The organism is Flavobacterium sp. xlx-214 (assembly GCF_013874595.1).
Lineage (GTDB): Bacteria > Bacteroidota > Bacteroidia > Flavobacteriales > Flavobacteriaceae > Flavobacterium.
In genome coordinates this window covers 1,738,311-1,754,458 of sequence record NZ_CP059431.1, presented here as the reverse complement: position 1 = coordinate 1,754,458, position 16,148 = coordinate 1,738,311, and the positions used below count along the sequence as shown (strand labels likewise).

At 30.7% G+C, this 16,148-nt stretch carries 18 protein-coding genes and 4 tRNA genes; 9 read left to right on the top strand and 13 right to left on the bottom strand.

The window, feature by feature from the left end:
• Window positions 1-133: 133 nt before the first annotated feature.
• From typA to H1R17_RS08195, 9 genes are all read right to left on the bottom strand, one after another.
• Window positions 134-1,933: a translational GTPase TypA gene (typA, locus tag H1R17_RS08235; RefSeq protein ID WP_163432382.1), complete on the bottom strand. Its 1,800-nt coding sequence runs from the start codon at window positions 1,931-1,933 to the stop codon at window positions 134-136.
• A 96-nt stretch (window positions 1,934-2,029) separates the two neighbouring features.
• A complete protein-coding gene (gene rpsT, locus H1R17_RS08230; protein ID WP_163432383.1) occupies window positions 2,030-2,281 on the bottom strand; it encodes a 30S ribosomal protein S20 in 252 nt (83 codons plus the stop codon).
• Window positions 2,282-2,432: 151 nt separating this feature from the next.
• Window positions 2,433-2,504: transfer RNA gene (locus H1R17_RS08225), tRNA-Glu, on the bottom strand.
• A gap of 29 nt (window positions 2,505-2,533) precedes the next feature.
• Window positions 2,534-2,605: transfer RNA gene (locus tag H1R17_RS08220), tRNA-Glu, on the bottom strand.
• 29 nt (window positions 2,606-2,634) lie between these two features.
• Window positions 2,635-2,706 (bottom strand) — tRNA-Glu (locus H1R17_RS08215).
• Window positions 2,707-2,735: 29 nt separating this feature from the next.
• Window positions 2,736-2,807, bottom strand: a tRNA-Glu gene (locus tag H1R17_RS08210).
• A 242-nt stretch (window positions 2,808-3,049) separates the two neighbouring features.
• Complete coding sequence (gene murA, locus H1R17_RS08205) at window positions 3,050-4,366, bottom strand: UDP-N-acetylglucosamine 1-carboxyvinyltransferase (protein WP_163432384.1); 1,317 nt, start codon at window positions 4,364-4,366, stop codon at window positions 3,050-3,052.
• On the bottom strand, window positions 4,366-5,205 hold the full coding sequence (locus H1R17_RS08200) for a DUF4290 domain-containing protein (RefSeq protein ID WP_163432385.1): 840 nt from the start codon (window positions 5,203-5,205) through the stop codon (window positions 4,366-4,368). Before H1R17_RS08200 ends, murA begins: the two co-directional genes overlap by 1 nt.
• Window positions 5,206-5,217: 12 nt before the next feature.
• A complete protein-coding gene (locus tag H1R17_RS08195) occupies window positions 5,218-5,505 on the bottom strand; it encodes a DUF493 family protein (RefSeq protein ID WP_163432386.1) in 288 nt (95 codons plus the stop codon).
• Window positions 5,506-5,622: 117 nt separating this feature from the next.
• On the opposite strand from H1R17_RS08195, the gene H1R17_RS08190 reads away from it, so the two are divergent.
• The 5 genes from H1R17_RS08190 to H1R17_RS08170 all read left to right on the top strand — a co-directional run bounded on the left by H1R17_RS08190 (window position 5,623) and on the right by H1R17_RS08170 (window position 10,087).
• Complete coding sequence (locus H1R17_RS08190) at window positions 5,623-6,156, top strand: AAA family ATPase (protein WP_163432387.1); 534 nt, start codon at window positions 5,623-5,625, stop codon at window positions 6,154-6,156.
• 32 nt (window positions 6,157-6,188) lie between these two features.
• Entirely contained in the window at window positions 6,189-8,081 is a 1,893-nt protein-coding gene (locus H1R17_RS08185) for an ATP-dependent DNA helicase RecQ (protein ID WP_163432388.1), read from the top strand.
• Window positions 8,081-9,025, top strand: a complete 945-nt coding sequence (gene fmt, locus H1R17_RS08180; RefSeq protein WP_163432389.1) for a methionyl-tRNA formyltransferase — start codon at window positions 8,081-8,083, stop codon at window positions 9,023-9,025. The genes H1R17_RS08185 and fmt overlap by 1 nt, the downstream gene beginning before the upstream one ends.
• A gap of 116 nt (window positions 9,026-9,141) precedes the next feature.
• On the top strand, window positions 9,142-9,447 hold the full coding sequence (locus H1R17_RS08175; protein WP_163432390.1) for an HU family DNA-binding protein: 306 nt from the start codon (window positions 9,142-9,144) through the stop codon (window positions 9,445-9,447).
• Between the two features lie 79 nt (window positions 9,448-9,526).
• The gene (locus tag H1R17_RS08170) at window positions 9,527-10,087 is read left to right on the top strand and encodes a YqgE/AlgH family protein (RefSeq protein ID WP_163432391.1); all 561 of its coding nucleotides are present in this window, start codon (window positions 9,527-9,529) and stop codon (window positions 10,085-10,087) included.
• Here H1R17_RS08170 and H1R17_RS08165 read toward each other — a convergent pair.
• From H1R17_RS08165 to H1R17_RS08155, 3 genes are all read right to left on the bottom strand, one after another.
• Window positions 10,077-10,913, bottom strand: a complete 837-nt coding sequence (locus H1R17_RS08165) for an aminotransferase class IV (RefSeq protein ID WP_163432392.1) — start codon at window positions 10,911-10,913, stop codon at window positions 10,077-10,079. The two genes, H1R17_RS08170 and H1R17_RS08165, sit on opposite strands and share 11 nt — an antisense overlap.
• 47 nt (window positions 10,914-10,960) lie before the next feature.
• The gene (locus H1R17_RS08160) at window positions 10,961-11,347 is read right to left on the bottom strand and encodes an START-like domain-containing protein (protein WP_163432393.1); all 387 of its coding nucleotides are present in this window, start codon (window positions 11,345-11,347) and stop codon (window positions 10,961-10,963) included.
• A gap of 121 nt (window positions 11,348-11,468) precedes the next feature.
• The gene (locus tag H1R17_RS08155; RefSeq protein WP_163432394.1) at window positions 11,469-11,963 is read right to left on the bottom strand and encodes a hypothetical protein; all 495 of its coding nucleotides are present in this window, start codon (window positions 11,961-11,963) and stop codon (window positions 11,469-11,471) included.
• Window positions 11,964-12,107: 144 nt separating this feature from the next.
• Between H1R17_RS08155 and H1R17_RS08150 the strand changes: the two genes are divergently transcribed.
• Window positions 12,108-13,415 carry a DNA recombination protein RmuC gene (locus tag H1R17_RS08150; protein ID WP_163432395.1) on the top strand — a complete coding sequence of 436 codons (1,308 nt, stop codon included), beginning with the start codon at window positions 12,108-12,110 and terminating at the stop codon, window positions 13,413-13,415.
• Between the two features lie 64 nt (window positions 13,416-13,479).
• On the opposite strand, the gene H1R17_RS08145 is transcribed toward H1R17_RS08150, so the two are convergent.
• Window positions 13,480-13,761 carry a GNAT family N-acetyltransferase gene (locus tag H1R17_RS08145; protein ID WP_163432396.1) on the bottom strand — a complete coding sequence of 94 codons (282 nt, stop codon included), beginning with the start codon at window positions 13,759-13,761 and terminating at the stop codon, window positions 13,480-13,482.
• 184 nt (window positions 13,762-13,945) lie between these two features.
• Here H1R17_RS08145 and H1R17_RS08140 point away from each other — a divergent pair, with 184 nt between their 5' ends.
• The 3 genes from H1R17_RS08140 (at window position 13,946) to H1R17_RS08130 (ending at window position 16,093) form a co-directional block, all read left to right on the top strand.
• A complete protein-coding gene (locus H1R17_RS08140; RefSeq protein ID WP_163432397.1) occupies window positions 13,946-14,599 on the top strand; it encodes an alpha/beta hydrolase in 654 nt (217 codons plus the stop codon).
• Window positions 14,600-14,601: 2 nt separating this feature from the next.
• Complete coding sequence (locus H1R17_RS08135) at window positions 14,602-15,504, top strand: lytic transglycosylase domain-containing protein (RefSeq protein ID WP_163432398.1); 903 nt, start codon at window positions 14,602-14,604, stop codon at window positions 15,502-15,504.
• 73 nt (window positions 15,505-15,577) lie between these two features.
• Window positions 15,578-16,093, top strand: a complete 516-nt coding sequence (locus H1R17_RS08130) for a hypothetical protein (RefSeq protein ID WP_163432399.1) — start codon at window positions 15,578-15,580, stop codon at window positions 16,091-16,093.
• Window positions 16,094-16,148: the final 55 nt, after the last annotated feature.

Genomic DNA, 16,148 nt, shown 5'->3' with positions numbered 1-16,148 from the left:
TTTTTTTATTGATACTTTTCTATAATTAGCATCACTCTTCTTAACAAAAAAACACTATCATTTTTGTTAAACGAAATTTTGAAAGTATTAAGTAATAAAAAATCCCGAAACTAAGTTTCGGGATTTTTTATGATTAATCGTTTTTGAAACGCTTTCTATCTGTTTCGTTCAAATAGATTTTACGTAAACGTAATGATTTTGGTGTTACCTCAACATACTCATCTTTTTGAATGTATTCTAACGCTTCTTCTAAAGAGAATTTAATAGCAGGAATAATTCTTGCTTTATCATCAGCTCCTGAAGAACGTACGTTTGATAATTTTTTCGTTTTAGTAACGTTAACAGTCATATCATCAGAACGTGTGTTCTCTCCAATAACCTGTCCTTCGTAAATATCCTCATTAGGATCAACAAAGAATTTACCACGATCTTGTAATTTATCAATAGAATAAGGAATTGCTTTACCGTTTTCCATAGAAATTAAAGAACCATTGTTACGTCCAGCAATTTCGCCTTTATATGGTTGATATTCTAAGAAACGGTGTGCCATAATTGCCTCACCAGCTGTAGCAGTTAATAATTGATTACGTAAACCAATAATACCACGCGATGGGATATTAAATTTAATAATCATACGCTCACCTTTTGGTTCCATTGATAACATTTCACCTTTACGTAAGGTTACAAATTCAACAGCACGCCCAGATAAGTTTTCAGGAATATCAATTGTTAATTCCTCAATTGGCTCACATTTCTTACCATCGATTTCTTTGATGATAACTTGTGGTTGACCAATTTGCAATTCATATCCTTCACGACGCATTGTTTCAATTAAAACAGACAAGTGAAGAACCCCACGACCAAAAACCATGAATTTATCAGCAGAATCAGTTTCATTAACACGTAATGCTAAGTTCTTTTCTAATTCTTTTGTTAAACGATCTTTAATATGACGAGATGTTACAAATTTACCCTCTTTACCAAAGAAAGGCGAATCGTTAATAGTAAATAACATACTCATAGTAGGCTCATCAATTGTGATGGTTTGTAATCCTTCAGGATTTTCGATATCAGCAATACAATCACCAATTTCAAAACCTTCTAAACCAACAACAGCACAAATATCTCCTGCTTTAACTTCTTCAACCTTCATACGGCCTAAACCTTCAAAAGTATAAAGTTCTTTAATTTTAGATTTTACAATACCACCTTCACGTTTAATTAAAGATACTTGCATACCTTCACGTAAAACACCACGGTGTAAACGACCAATTGCGATACGACCTGTGAATGAAGAGAAATCTAAAGAAGTAATTAACATTTGAGGTGTACCTACTTTTTGTTCAGCAGCTGGAATATGATCAATTACCATTTCTAACAATGCTTCCATTGAATCGGTTTGATTTTTCCAATCTGTAGACATCCAGTTATTTTTAGCGGAACCATAAACAGCAGGGAAATCTAATTGCCACTCTTCAGCACCTAATTCAAACATCAAGTCAAAAACTTTTTCGTGAACTTCGTCTGGGGTACAGTTTTCTTTATCAACTTTATTAATAACCACACATGGTTTTAAACCTAATTCAATTGCTTTTTGTAATACGAAACGCGTTTGAGGCATTGGTCCTTCAAAAGCATCTACAATTAATAAAACACCATCGGCCATATTTAAAACGCGTTCTACTTCTCCACCAAAATCCGCGTGCCCAGGAGTATCAATAATGTTAATTTTTGTTCCTTTATATTGTACTGAAACGTTTTTTGATACAATGGTAATACCACGTTCACGCTCAATATCGTTATTATCAAGTATTAAATCTCCTGTATTTTCGTTCTCTCTGAACAACTGACAGTGGTACATAATTTTGTCAACCATAGTAGTTTTACCGTGGTCAACGTGCGCAATAATTGCGATGTTTCTAATTTCTGACATAAAATATGGTTTCTTATATGTATAGATAACAGTAAAAACCACAAAAAGCCCTCGTTAAGGAGAGCTTAAGTGTTCTATTATCTAAACATTAACGAATTAAAGTGCGTTAACGTGTTTTGTTAATTTAGATTTTAAATTAGCTGCTTTGTTAGAGTGAATAATATTCTTTTTTGCTAACTTATCAATCATTGAGCTAACAACTACTAATTTTGCAGCAGCTTCTGTTTTCTCTTCAATCAAACGTAATGCTTTAATTGCGTTACGTGTTGTTTTGTGTTGATATTTGTTTAACACTCTCTTTTTTTCGTTGCTTCTAATTCTTTTTAAAGCTGACTTGTGATTTGCCATTTTTTAATCTTTTTAATTGTATAATTATTATAAAACTTTTAGTTAAAAAAGAAAAACCTCCCACAATTTATAAAATCACTTTGGTTTTAACTAATAAAATAAAGATTGAGACACTAACCCGTATTTTATAAAACTAATTTACAACTAATAGTAGCCCGTAAGGGAATCGAACCCTTCTTACCAGGATGAAAACCTGGCGTCCTAACCGATAGACGAACGGGCCATCGTTTTTTAGGTTTGATGGAAACCTTGTAGCCCGTAAGGGAATCGAACCCTTCTTACCAGGATGAAAACCTGGCGTCCTAACCGATAGACGAACGGGCCATCGCTTTTTAGGTTTGATGGAAACCTTGTAGCCCGTAAGGGAATCGAACCCTTCTTACCAGGATGAAAACCTGGCGTCCTAACCGATAGACGAACGGGCCATCGTTTTTTAGGTTTGATGGAAACCTTGTAGTCCGTAGGGGAATCGAACCCCTGTTACCAGGATGAAAACCTGGCGTCCTAACCCCTAGACGAACGGACCAAATGCTTTACTTAAGCGGTTGCAAAATTACATTTTTATTTTAATACTGCAAGGTATTTTTAAAAAAAATTAAACTCTATAAACACAAGAGTTCATTTGTTCTTTGCGAGTGCAAATATCTACATTAATTTTTAATTAGCAAACGAAATTTTTAATCCCTCGTAATAATTTTTGCACCAAAACTCATTTTCAAGAGGTTAAAAACAAAAAAAGAGTCTTTTTTTATAAGACTCTTTCTATTTTTATGATTCAACACGCTCAATTTTGGCTCCTAAAGCTCTTAAACGTTCATCAATATTTTCATATCCACGATCAATTTGATCAATATTTTGTATCACGCTGGTTCCTTTTGCAGATAAAGCAGCTATTAATAATGAAATACCAGCACGAATATCTGGAGATGACATTTTGGTTGCTTTTAATTGCGATTTAAAATCGTGACCTATAATTACGGCTCTGTGCGGATCACAAAGAATAATTTTAGCACCCATATCAATTAATTTATCTACGAAAAACAAACGCGATTCAAACATTTTTTGATGAATCAATACTTCTCCACGTGCTTGTGCCGCAACAACTAAGAAAATACTCAACAAATCAGGCGTTAAACCTGGCCAAGGCGCATCTGCAATAGTTAAAATAGAACCATCAATATCGTTTTTTATTTCATAACCATTGGTGTGCGCAGGAATGTAAATATCATCGTTTACTTTTTCAATAGTAATTCCTAATTTTCTAAAAGCCGATGGTATTAATCCTAAATTCTCCCAACTTACATTTTTAATAGTAATTTCACTTCTTGTCATAGCTGCAAGACCAATCCAAGAACCAATTTCAATCATATCAGGTAAAATAGTATGCTCACAACCATGTAAAACTTCAACTCCTTCAATAGTTAAAAGGTTTGATCCTACACCAGAAATTTTAGCGCCCATAGCATTTAACATTTTACAAAGCTGCTGTAAATAAGGCTCACAAGCTGCATTGTAAATAGTAGTGGTGCCTTTTGCCAAAACGGCTGCCATAACAATGTTAGCTGTACCTGTTACCGATGCTTCATCTAATAACATATAAGCACCTGTTAAACCGTTTGGAGCTTCAACACCATAAAAATATTCTTCGCGGTTGTATCTAAATTTAGCTCCCAAATTAATGAAACCTTCAAAGTGTGTATCTAAACGTCTACGACCAATTTTATCGCCACCTGGTTTAGGAATGTATCCTTTACCAAAACGCGCCAATAAAGGTCCAACAATCATAATAGAACCACGTAATGATTTTCCTTCTTCACGAAATTGCTCTGATTCTAAATAAGATAAATTAAGTTTGTTTGATTGAAACGTATAAGTATTACGATTAATTTTCTCTATTGCAACACCTAAATTACCCAACAAACATATTAATTTGTTTACATCAATAATATCGGGAATATTGGCTATTGTTACTTTTTCATCGGTAAGCAGAACTGCACATAAAATCTGTAATGCTTCATTTTTAGCACCTTGCGGTTGCACATCACCTTTTAATGGATGTCCGCCTTCTATTTTAAAAATTCCCATTAATTTGTTTTTCTATTTTGGTTTTTAGGTAAATTATTATTTCCGTTTCCGTTATTAGGATTATTATTGTTATTCTTTTTTACAAAACGCTTTTGATTGTTGTTTTGATTAGACGATGCATTGCTTTTTTGGCTATTGCCATTATTATTGGACGCATTGTTATTATTGCGATTTTGAAAAGAATTGTTTTTTTGTTGGTTATTGTTGTTAGGACGATTTTGAAACGAATTATTCTTATTAGTTGAATTTTGTTTCATTAAATTGTTTCTAGAGTTCAGTTCTTCATCCTTCTTTAACAAATTAATTTTTCCGTTTGATAATTCTAATAAATGATTAAAAATAACCTCATCATCAACCGTATCTTTATTCCAATTTAAATAACTTTTTTTCATATGGTTGGCAATAACCATAATTAAAGCATCTTTTTTCTCCCCTTCTTCCCAAGAAATAGCTTCGTGAATCATATCAACAATGTTGGTACCGTAAAAACGATATTTGTGATTGTTGGCAGGATAAGTAATTAAAATAGGTGCGTTTTTGTTTAAATCGGGATTTGGCTTAGGATAAGGCGAATCAACATCTAATTCAAAACGAGACATTTTAAAAAGCTGATCCCATAATTTATGTTGAAAATCAAGCACATCACGTAAATGTGGGTTAATAGTACCCATAATATCAATTACATTACGCGCCGCTTTATTACGCTCGTCTCTATCTTTAATTACAATAACTTGATCTATTAATTTTTGCAAATGCCTGCCATATTCAGGTATGACCAAATCTTTACGATCGGTGTTATATTCTAACTGACTAATAGCCTCGTGTGGTTTAAAATTCATAAATTTTGGTAATTATAAGGAAATAATTCCTTCTATAGTTGAAACCTCTTTGTATTTATCAATAATTGCATCTGCATCTTTCATTACAACATTTATTGAAATACTAGTAAAGTTTCCGTTTTTAGATTTTTTTGTGCTAATAATTGCTCCCAAATTGTTAAAAGTTTTCTCTACTTGGGCAACTTTAGCCTCATCAGCAGGTACAATAAATTTATATAAATACTCTGCAGGCCATACTTTAGTTGTGTTTTCTAGTTCGGTTTTTAAACGCGTATAAAATTCTTCTGATTTCTGATTCATAACTTAAAAAAATTAGTACAAATATACATTACAATTGCATAAATATACATATAATCGTTTGTTAATTAAAGCTTAGTTTTTGATATATTTTTTAAATTTGCATTTTGATTTTAAAAAGTGGATAAAAAAATAATTTTACTGATTGGTGGACCAGGTTCTGGTAAAACCACTGTTATAGAAGGTTTAGCAAATAAAGGATATACGTGTTACCCAGAAATATCTAGACAAGTTACTTTAGAAGCACAGAAAAGAGGCGTTGATCAGTTATTTTTAAAAGAACCATTATTATTTAGCGAATTACTTTTAGAAGGGCGCGTAAAACAATTTACCGATGCTATAAATGATGATAGCGCTTTGGTTTTTTTAGACCGTGGCATACCAGATGTTTTAGCATATATGCATTATATTGGCGACACCTACCCTACTGCTTTTGATGATGCTTGTAAAAAACACATTTACACCAAAATTTTTATTATGCCACCCTGGCAAGACATTTATGTAAGTGATAATGAGCGTTATGAAAACTTTGAACAAGCAAAACTAATACACAACCATTTAGTAGAAACGTATCAAAATTATGGGTACACTTTGTTTGAAGTACCTAAAGAAAACTTAGAAAATAGAATTCAATTTATTTTGAATAATATTTAATTTTTCTTTAAATTAGAACAAAAAACTACGTTTTGTTTGAGGCACAGCACATTTTAAAAAAATATTGGGGGCACGATGCTTTTAAACATCCTCAAGAGCAAATAATAGAATCGGTTTTACAAGGCAATGATACTTTAGCATTATTGCCTACAGGTGGCGGTAAAAGTATTTGTTTTCAAATTCCTGCTTTGCTAAACAATGGTATTTGTTTGGTAATATCGCCTTTAATTGCCTTAATTGAAGATCAGGTTAATCAGTTAAAAGACCGCAATATTAAAGCGCTTGCTATAACAGGAAACCTATCAGTTGATGAAATTTCTAACTTGTTTGATAATTGTTTGTATGGTAATTACAAATTTCTTTACCTAGCTCCAGAGCGATTAAAAAACGAATGGATTATTAGCAGATTAATACAACTTCCTATTAATTTAGTAGCTATTGACGAAGCACATTGTGTATCGCAATGGGGACACGATTTTAGACCAGCCTATTTGCAAATTGGTTCGTTAAAAGAATGGCTGCCTACTGTACCGTTCATTGCTTTAACAGCTTCTGCCAACAACCGCGTACAAGAAGATATTATTACACTTTGCCATTTAAATCAACCCAAAATATTAAAAAAATCATTTGTAAGAGATGAGCTTTATTACGGTGTTTATTTCAAACAAAACACAGAAGAAATTCTATATCAAATAGTTAAAAAAAACACAGCACCTGCCATTATTTATGTAAAGAGTAGAAAAGCGACTGTTGATGTAGCTAAAAATTTAAAATCGTACGGTTTATCTGCCGATTTTTTTCATGGTGGTTTAGATTACAAATCTAAGAAAGACAAGTTAAATGCTTGGATAAATGATGATACCACTATTATGGTTGCTACAAATGCTTTTGGAATGGGAATTGACAAACCCAATGTACGCAACGTAATTCATTTACATATACCAGATAATTTAGAAAGTTATTATCAAGAAGCAGGAAGAGCGGGTCGTGATGGTGAAAAAGCGTTTGCAACCTTATTACTAAATCAGCAAAGTATAAATGAAACAACTAATTTTCACGAGCAAAACATTTTAGATGTCGATTTTATCAAGCTAATTTACAAACGTTTTGTAAACCATCATCAAATTGCTTATGGCGAAGGTTTTAATGAAACCATACGCTTTAATTTTAAAGATTTTTGCGAAAAATACAATCTACCTGTAAGCAAAACCTTTCAAGCATTTGAATTTTTAGATCGTCAATCCATCATTTCGTTTCAGCAATCGTTTCAATACAAAAGCTATTTACATTTTATTATATCATCAGAAAGTGCTATTGCCTATTTTTCAAATCATTCTTTAGATGAAATTTTATTTTTAAGCATATTACACCATTATCAAGGAATACATGAAATAGAAACAGCAATTGATATTACAAAACTATCAAAGCACACTAAAATGCCCGAAACTAAAATTATAGAAACCATACAAAGTTGGGTATTACAAGGGGTATGTACTTTTTCTCAGGCTCCAAATGATACTACTGTTGTTCTTTATGAGGTACGTGAAGACGATATTACCATAAACAGAGTGGCTAAAAATTTAATACAACACAACGCTATAAAAAAGCAACAATTTAAAGCCATAATGCACTATGTTACCAACACGCAAACATGCAAAAACATCTTGCTTTTAAACTATTTTGATGAAAACTATAATAAAAACTGTGGTAAATGTTCTACTTGTATTCAAAACAAATCGCAGCAAGTTAACACGGTAAAAATTATCAAGGAAACCTTATTGCAACATCCTAAAAACCACACCTTATCACTTTTTAATTTAAAGGAACTTTATTTTGATAAAATTCCTTCTTTAACGCAGGCTTTACAAGAATTGATTGAAGAAAATCAATACCTTTACCAAAATGCAACTTATATAAGAATATAATGGAAAATTTACGAATCGTTTTTATGGGAACACCTGATTTTGCGGTGGGAATTTTAGACGCTCTTTATACAAATAACTACACAATTGCAGGAGTTATAACCGCACCTGATAAACCCGCAGGACGTGGTCAAAAATTAAATCAATCGGCTGTTAAATTATACGCTTTAGAAAAAAACTTAAAAGTATTACAGCCAACCAATTTAAAATCTGAAGAATTTTTAGAAGAATTAAAAGCACTTAACGCAAATTTACAAATAGTTGTAGCTTTTAGAATGTTACCTAAAGTAGTTTGGAACATGCCAATTTTAGGCACTTTTAACCTACACGCTTCTTTATTACCCGATTACAGAGGTGCTGCGCCAATAAACTGGGCTATTATTAACGGAGAAGAAAAAACAGGCGTTTCTACTTTTTTTATTGATGAAAAAATTGATACAGGTGCCATTATTCTTAAAAAAGAAACCAATATTGAACCTACCGAAACAGCCGGCGAATTACACGACCGTTTAATGGTTTTAGGCGCATCGACAGTTTTAGAGACCGTTAAAATGATTGAAAAGGGAACTGTTACAACACAAACACAACCTGCCGAAGAAACCAAAACTGCTTACAAATTAAACAAAGAAAATTGCAAAATCAACTTTAATCAAAACAGTAAAGCAGTTTACAATCATATTAGAGGTTTAAATCCGTACCCATCAGCATATACCATTGTAGTAGATAATGATATGGAATGGAATGTGAAAATTCATGATGTAACTTATATTATTGAAAAGCACGAATTAACACCAGGTAAATTCATCACCTCAAAAAAAGAAATTTCAATTGCTACAATCGATGGTTTTATTCAAATTAACTCGCTGCAATTTCCTGGAAAAAAGAAAATGAAAGCAAGCGAATTGTTAAATGGCATTCAATTTTCAGATAAAGCACACTGCATTTAACCATAAAAGGGGATTTTTATTGATATTTTTACACTTTTTATTAAAAAAAAGTTGCACAATTGAATTTAACTTTTAAATTTGTATATGTTAATGATTAACTCAATAAAAAAATTATTATGAACAAAACACAATTAGTTGACGCAATTGCAGAAGATGCAGGAATTACTAAAGCTGCTGCAAAATTAGCTTTAGAATCATTTTTAAAAAATGTTGAAGGTACTTTAAAAAAAGGTGATAAAGTTTCTTTAGTAGGATTTGGATCTTGGTCTGTTTCTGAAAGAGCTGAAAGAGAAGGTAGAAACCCTCAAACAGGAAAAGCTATTAAAATTGCTGCTAAAAAAGTAGTTAAATTTAAAGCTGGTGCTGATTTAGATGGTTCTGTAAACACACCTGTTAAAGCTGCAGCTAAAAAGAAAAAATAATTTTCTTTTTTATGATAATAAAACCACGCAAATGCGTGGTTTTTTTTATATTTTTTTTTACTTTTAATTAAAAAAAGTTATGAAACAGTTAAAACCATCAAAAGGAAAACTGTTAATATCAGATCCTTCTATATTAATAGACTCTGCTTTTAGTAGAAGCGTTTTATTATTAGCAGAACACAACCCAAAAGGCAGCATTGGTTTTATTCTTAATAGACCATTAGACATTTCTTTGCAAGATATTGTTCCTGATGCCTTTATTAATTTCAGAATTTATAGTGGCGGCCCAGTAGAACAAGACAATTTGTATTTTATACACACCATTCCTCTTTTAATTCCAAATAGTATTGAAATTAAAGACGGTATTTTTTGGGGAGGCGATTATGAAGTACTTTTTGATCTTTTAAAAGAAAACAAGGTAACACAAAAAGAAGTTCGTTTCTTTTTAGGATATTCAGGTTGGGAAGATGGTCAGTTAGATGAAGAAATTGAAAAAAACTCTTGGACTTGTGTAGAAAACCAATTTACCAATCATTTATTAGAAAAAACTCCTTCCAAATTATGGAAAGAGTTAATGATTGAGTTAGGAGATGAATTTATTATCTGGGCCAATGCACCAGAAGATCCTGTTATGAATTAAATCGAATTTGAGCGTTCAATTTTACTAAAAGCTTAGATGCAATTTCATTTGTAAAATCTTTTTTGCGGTATTTTGTAACCGATTGAATTCCTTGTATACAATTGGTTATGAAAATCTCATCGGCTTTTTGCAATTCAAAAGGTGAAATTGAACGTTCTTCAAAAGTATAAGAAGCATCCTTTACAATAATATCGATAAGTTTTTTTCTTAGAATACCATTAATGCAACCATCAGATACAGGTGGTGTAACAATTGTTTGATCTTTAACAACAAAAACATTTCCGTTAATAGCTTCAATAATATTTTTATCCTCATTAATCAACAAGCAATTTTCGTAACTATTTTCCTCAGCAAAAATACTAGCTGTAATATTTACCAAACGATTGGTTGTTTTTAGCGTATTTAGCAAATTTTTACTGATATGAAAATCTTTATAAATCTCAATTTCATATTTACCTTCAGAAATAGCATACATGTTTTGAGTGCTCTCTGCTGTAATTAAAAAACCAGTTGTGCGCTGCTTAGGTAAATACCTACCCGTTCCTGTTCTAAAAACGGTAAGCCTAACACGTGCATGACTTAAATTTAGATGATTGGTTAGTTTTAAAATTTCGTTTTCCATGAATTCTAAATTAAACTCCATAGGAATTTCCATTCTTAGAATACGCATAGAAGCCATAAGTCTAAAATAATGGTCTTCTGAAAAAAGAATTTTATTTTCGAATATTTTAAGTGTTTCAAAAACGGCATCGCCGTATAAAAAACCTCTATTTTTTTCAATATTTTCGTTTGAATGAGATACTAAGGTACCGTTGAAATTAATCATAAAAAAAGCTCTGAAAATTCAGAGCAAATATAAGGCTTTCCCATTAATTAAGCAGAACCTAAAATCTTTTTTAAGTCGGCAATTTGATTATCCCACAACTGTTGATGGTCTTTTAAATCATCTTCTTCAGCAAAATCGGTAACAACCAATGTTACATCTTTGGTAAGTTCATCTAGAACAATTTTTAATTCAAAATAGTATTCTGTATCCTTTTCATTTTCATCTAACCAACGAAATTTAATTTTTTCTTCGGTTTTATTAGCAACCAACTTCGCTTTCTCTTCACTTCCATCCCATATAAATGTAAAGATTTCACCTCTTGAATTTACATTATCAGCAAACCATTCAGTTAACCCAGAAGGGCTTGAAATATACTGAAACAGCAACTGTGGTGAAGCATTTATAGGGTATTCTTTGTCAAATTTTGTTTTCATAGTTTATTTTTTCGAAATATATAAAAAATAAAACGATTACCAAATTTTTTTGTTAAAATTAGTTTTCAAAATAAAAAGGTTGCTTAAATTAAGCAACCTTTTATTAACATATCATATATTATTAAAAAGTATAACGTGCAGTTACACCCCCATTAAAGTAAAATCCATTATAATAATCAAAACCTTCTACAACATGTATAGTTGGTCTTACATCTACTGAAAATGCAAAAGGAGCATTTTTAAGTTTAAAATCTACACCACCCGTAGGAAAGATACCTAAACTAAAACCAGAATAGTTATCATAATCAGAAAAACTATTTGAGGCTACTAAACCACCACCAACATACCATTTAAAACCATCAATATTTCCAATTGGAAAATGGTGTTGATAAGCACCCGATACTGAAACGCTCGTCCAATCATAATTATAATGTGAACTAGGTTTTATACCTAAATTAAATTCTAAAGCTCCTGGCTGGGTAATAAATGTTTTGTAAGAAGCACTTACTAAATCATAATAACCTGATCCTAAACGGATACCAATAGAGTTTTTATAGTCTTGGGCATATGTATTCAACCCCAACACTAATGCTGCTAATACTAATACTTTTTTCATAACATTAAGCTTTTATTTTTTAGCTAATTTACTAAGAATATATTACTTAACCATACCTAAATTTAGGTATTTACGAATCATTTATTTTTAAAATCGTCATTAATTGTCGCTGTGTTAAAGTATTTTTACTAAAAATCTCTATTTATGTCATCAATTTCATTTTTTATAATTATCATCATTTTGCTTTTAAGTATTGTAATTTATTATGTTATAAAGGTAAATACTACTAAAAAAGTATTAGATAACCTTCAACAACAATATAGTCAATTAATTTTAGAACGACAAGAAATTGCAACTCGGCTTGAATTATCATCTCAACTAAACATTGAATTGAAAAATAATTTAATCGTTTCAAATGATAAAAATGACGCTTTATTAAAAGAAAAATTACATTTAGATGGAAAAAATAATGCTTTAGAAGACAAATTGATATTTCAACAAAATGAATTAAAAAAGATGCATGAAAATACTACTTTACAGTTTGAAAATATTGCTCAGAAATTGTTAGAAGAAAAATCAAGCAAATTTACTCAAGTAAACCAACTAAATATTGAAGCTATTTTAAAACCTTTAAACGAAAATATTCATCAGTTTAAAAAGCAGGTAGAAGATACTTATGATAAAGAATCCAAAATTCGATTTTCGTTAGATGAACGTATAAAAGAACTGATGAATCAAACCACAAAAATTAGTACTGAAGCCAATAATTTGGCTAATGCATTAAAGAATAGTCATAAAAAACAAGGCGATTGGGGCGAAATGATTTTGGAAAGCATTTTACAAAAATCGGGCTTAATTAAGGATCGAGAATACAGAGTACAAAGCAATTTGGTTACCAATGAAGGAAAAAATTTGCGACCAGATATTATTGTTGATTTACCCAATAATAGATCAATTATCATTGACTCAAAAGTTTCTTTAAATGCTTATGAACAATTTTGCACGGTTGAAAATGCAGATGAACAAAAAATACATTTAGCAAATCATTTAAAAGCAATCCGTTTTCATATTGACGATTTAAGTGCTAAAGATTATCACAAACAAGTAAACGGTTTAGATTTCACAATGCTTTTTGTACCTATTGAACCCGCATATTTATTAGCAATGCAAAATGATACTAATTTATGGAATGATGCCTATAAAAAACGCATTTTATTAATAAGTCCAACTAATTTAATTGCCTGTTTAAAGCTTATTGTTGATTTATGGAATAGAGATAAGCAAGACAAATCGGCAGAAAAAATTGTTAAACAAGCCGAAAGAATGTACGATAAAATGGTCCTTTTTAGCAAAACATTTGACCAAGTTGGAAAACAAATAGAACAACTTCAGGATAATTACAACAAAGCGCAAAATCAATTAAAAGAAGGTAAAGGCAATGTATTAAATCAAACCAATCAATTATTAAAATTTGGGATTAGTCCTAAAAACATGCTTTCAACTGACAAATAATTAAAAAACGTGCTTTAAATTAAAGCACGTTTTTCGTTTTTATAGTTTTGGTTGTTGGTTTTATTTATATTTTGATACCTGCCGCTAATAATTCACGGTAACTTGGATTTTTCTTAAAGAAAGCTACAATAGCACTACTTACAGGTACAACTCTTAATCTCTTTTCTTCGGCTTTATCTAAAATACTTCTGATAAAATTATTAATTAACACCTCGTCATCGCAACCATTAGGATTTAACTTAGTTAAAAAAAGTTTGCGCTCTTGAATAGAATATTCAATAATTACAAATCGTTCGCCACATCTACATTCAAATTGTCTTAACAATTCGTTGTTTTTAAATTCCATAAATACAATTTTTTTCTACTTTTATAGTAAATTACCCAATTTTAAGAAATGACATCATTAATAAACAATAACAAAAAAAGCATTATTAAAAATTAAACCTTAATTTCTTAATTACATTAATTGCAAAATAAACAAATTATTTTCAATAATGCAAAAATATCTAGTAACCAATAGTTAGAGTCACGTGAAAAATATATATCTAATGCCTGGTATGGCTGCAAATTGTCAAATTTTTGAAAATATTAAATTAGACAAAGAAAAATACCAATTACATTTTATTGAATGGTTAGAGCCCGATAAAAAAGAAAGCTTAACTACTTACTGTACTAGATTACTCTCCATCATTAAACATGAAAACCCTATTTTGATAGGTGTATCTTTTGGTGGAATAATTGTTCAGGAATTAGCAAAATTGATTAAAGTTGAAAAAGTTATTATAATTTCAAGTGTAAAAAGTCCGTCTGAATTTCCTTCAAGAATATTTTGGGCAAGAAAATGGAGGTTGTATCATTTTTTTCCAACATCGTATGTAAATTTAATTGAGAACGTTACCAAAAAAGTAGTATATTCAAAAAAAATAAAACACCGTATTGATATGTATCAAAAGTACTTATCTGTTCGGTCAAAAAATTATTTAGATTGGGCTTTTAAAAATGTTATTATATGGGAAAATAAAAATCCTGTTGAAAACGTTTTTCATTTACATGGCACAAAAGATCATATTTTTCCTGCAAAAAAGGTAGAAAACGCCTACTTTTTAGAAAATGGAACTCACATTATGGTCTTAGTTAATGCCAAGTGGATCAACAAAAAATTAGAAGAAATTTTAGAAAAATAGCTATGAAAATTAATTATAGAAAAAGTATTTTCTTAATAGGAATTGTTAGTGCAAGTTCCTTGTTTTATCAATTTAAACCTATTAATTCTGAACCTGTAAAAGAAAACAGTTCAACAAATTATGCATTAAAAGACTTAGACTTTTGCGGAGAGCGTGTGCCCGTTGAAATTATTGATGTAAAAGAACGATTAGACCGTGAAATGGTCGTGAATATCAACTTACATTCTGCCACAACGCTTATTATTAAAAGAGCCAATAGGTATTTTTCGGACATTGAACCTATTTTGAAAAAAAATGGTATTCCTGATGATTTTAAGTACTTATGTGTAATTGAAAGTTCACTTACAAATGCTACATCAGCTGCTGGTGCTAAAGGCTTTTGGCAATTTATGCCCGAAACAGCAAAAGAATATAATTTAGAAGTTAGCAGTACTGTTGACGAACGTTACGATGTTATAAAAGCTACCGAAGCGGCTTGCTCTTACTTAAAAAAAGCTTATACTAAGTTTGGAAATTGGACATTAGTTGCAGCTGCTTATAACCGAGGAATGGCAGGAATTGAGCGTCAGCAAACAGCTCAAGGAGTGACCGATTATTATGATTTGTATTTGAATGAAGAAACTTCGCGCTATGTTTTTAGAATTTTAGCGTTAAAAGAAATCATGAAAAATTCAGACAAATATGGATTTGTTTTCTCTAAAGATGAACTTTACAAACCTGTTAAAACTAAAACAGTTCCTGTCTCTACAAATATTGATGATTTACAAAAATGGGCATTAGACCAAGGTATAAATTACAAGCTTTTAAAATTGTACAATCCGTGGCTTATTGATACATCCTTACTTGTATATACAGGAAAAACCTACAATATTCAAATTCCTACAGAGGGATTTAAAATAAAATAACAAATCTTGGCACGATATATGATATGTAACATAATATAAAAATAAATTTACAAACATTTTAAAATTACATATTATGAAAAAGATAGCTTTACTTGTATTTATGTTGGCAGGATTTGCAACATTACAAAGTTGTACAATTGATGAGTATTATGAGGATAATGGTACCTACTCTCAAGTTTTTGAATTACCAAATGAAACTTTAAGTAAGCAAGAAGATGCGTATACATTATCTGCTACTTGGGATTTTACAACACCTTTATATGATAGTGATAATGTTTTAGTGTACCGTTGGCAAGGAAACTCTTGGACATTAATTCCAGTATCTTATCCTTTAGGTGGTAGTGATATGGTAAAATACGATTACGACTTTACACGTTACGATGTGAAAGTTTATTTCTCTGCTAATTTCCCAGTGAACGAATTGTCTGATGCAGAGTATAATGAATTTGTATACCGTCAAACTTTTAGAGTTGTTGTAGTGCCAGGCGGATTTCAACAAAAAATGAATTATAGTGATTACAATGCCACTATAAAAGCGTTAGGTTTAGAAAACACCCCTGTTAAAACACTTCAGTTAAAGAAAAAATAATACTATTTTTACATACACCCCTAAATTTTTAGGGGTGTTTTTATTTTGAATTGAT

What these genes read in the sequence shown, in the direction of transcription:
- H1R17_RS08175 (WP_163432390.1), top strand. Translation starts at nt 9,142, where the DNA reads ATGAACAAAACACAATTAGTTGACGCAATTGCAGAAGATGCAGGAATT.
- H1R17_RS08160 (WP_163432393.1), bottom strand. Translation starts at nt 11,347, where the DNA reads ATGAAAACAAAATTTGACAAAGAATACCCTATAAATGCTTCACCACAG.
- H1R17_RS08130 (WP_163432399.1), top strand. Translation starts at nt 15,578, where the DNA reads ATGAAAAAGATAGCTTTACTTGTATTTATGTTGGCAGGATTTGCAACA.
- H1R17_RS08155 (WP_163432394.1), bottom strand. Translation starts at nt 11,963, where the DNA reads ATGAAAAAAGTATTAGTATTAGCAGCATTAGTGTTGGGGTTGAATACA.
- fmt (WP_163432389.1), top strand. Translation starts at nt 8,081, where the DNA reads ATGGAAAATTTACGAATCGTTTTTATGGGAACACCTGATTTTGCGGTG.
- rpsT (WP_163432383.1), bottom strand. Translation starts at nt 2,281, where the DNA reads ATGGCAAATCACAAGTCAGCTTTAAAAAGAATTAGAAGCAACGAAAAA.
- H1R17_RS08165 (WP_163432392.1), bottom strand. Translation starts at nt 10,913, where the DNA reads ATGATTAATTTCAACGGTACCTTAGTATCTCATTCAAACGAAAATATT.
- typA (WP_163432382.1), bottom strand. Translation starts at nt 1,933, where the DNA reads ATGTCAGAAATTAGAAACATCGCAATTATTGCGCACGTTGACCACGGT.
- H1R17_RS08195 (WP_163432386.1), bottom strand. Translation starts at nt 5,505, where the DNA reads ATGAATCAGAAATCAGAAGAATTTTATACGCGTTTAAAAACCGAACTA.
- H1R17_RS08150 (WP_163432395.1), top strand. Translation starts at nt 12,108, where the DNA reads ATGTCATCAATTTCATTTTTTATAATTATCATCATTTTGCTTTTAAGT.
- murA (WP_163432384.1), bottom strand. Translation starts at nt 4,366, where the DNA reads ATGGGAATTTTTAAAATAGAAGGCGGACATCCATTAAAAGGTGATGTG.
- H1R17_RS08170 (WP_163432391.1), top strand. Translation starts at nt 9,527, where the DNA reads ATGAAACAGTTAAAACCATCAAAAGGAAAACTGTTAATATCAGATCCT.
- H1R17_RS08200 (WP_163432385.1), bottom strand. Translation starts at nt 5,205, where the DNA reads ATGAATTTTAAACCACACGAGGCTATTAGTCAGTTAGAATATAACACC.
- H1R17_RS08135 (WP_163432398.1), top strand. Translation starts at nt 14,602, where the DNA reads ATGAAAATTAATTATAGAAAAAGTATTTTCTTAATAGGAATTGTTAGT.
- H1R17_RS08145 (WP_163432396.1), bottom strand. Translation starts at nt 13,761, where the DNA reads ATGGAATTTAAAAACAACGAATTGTTAAGACAATTTGAATGTAGATGT.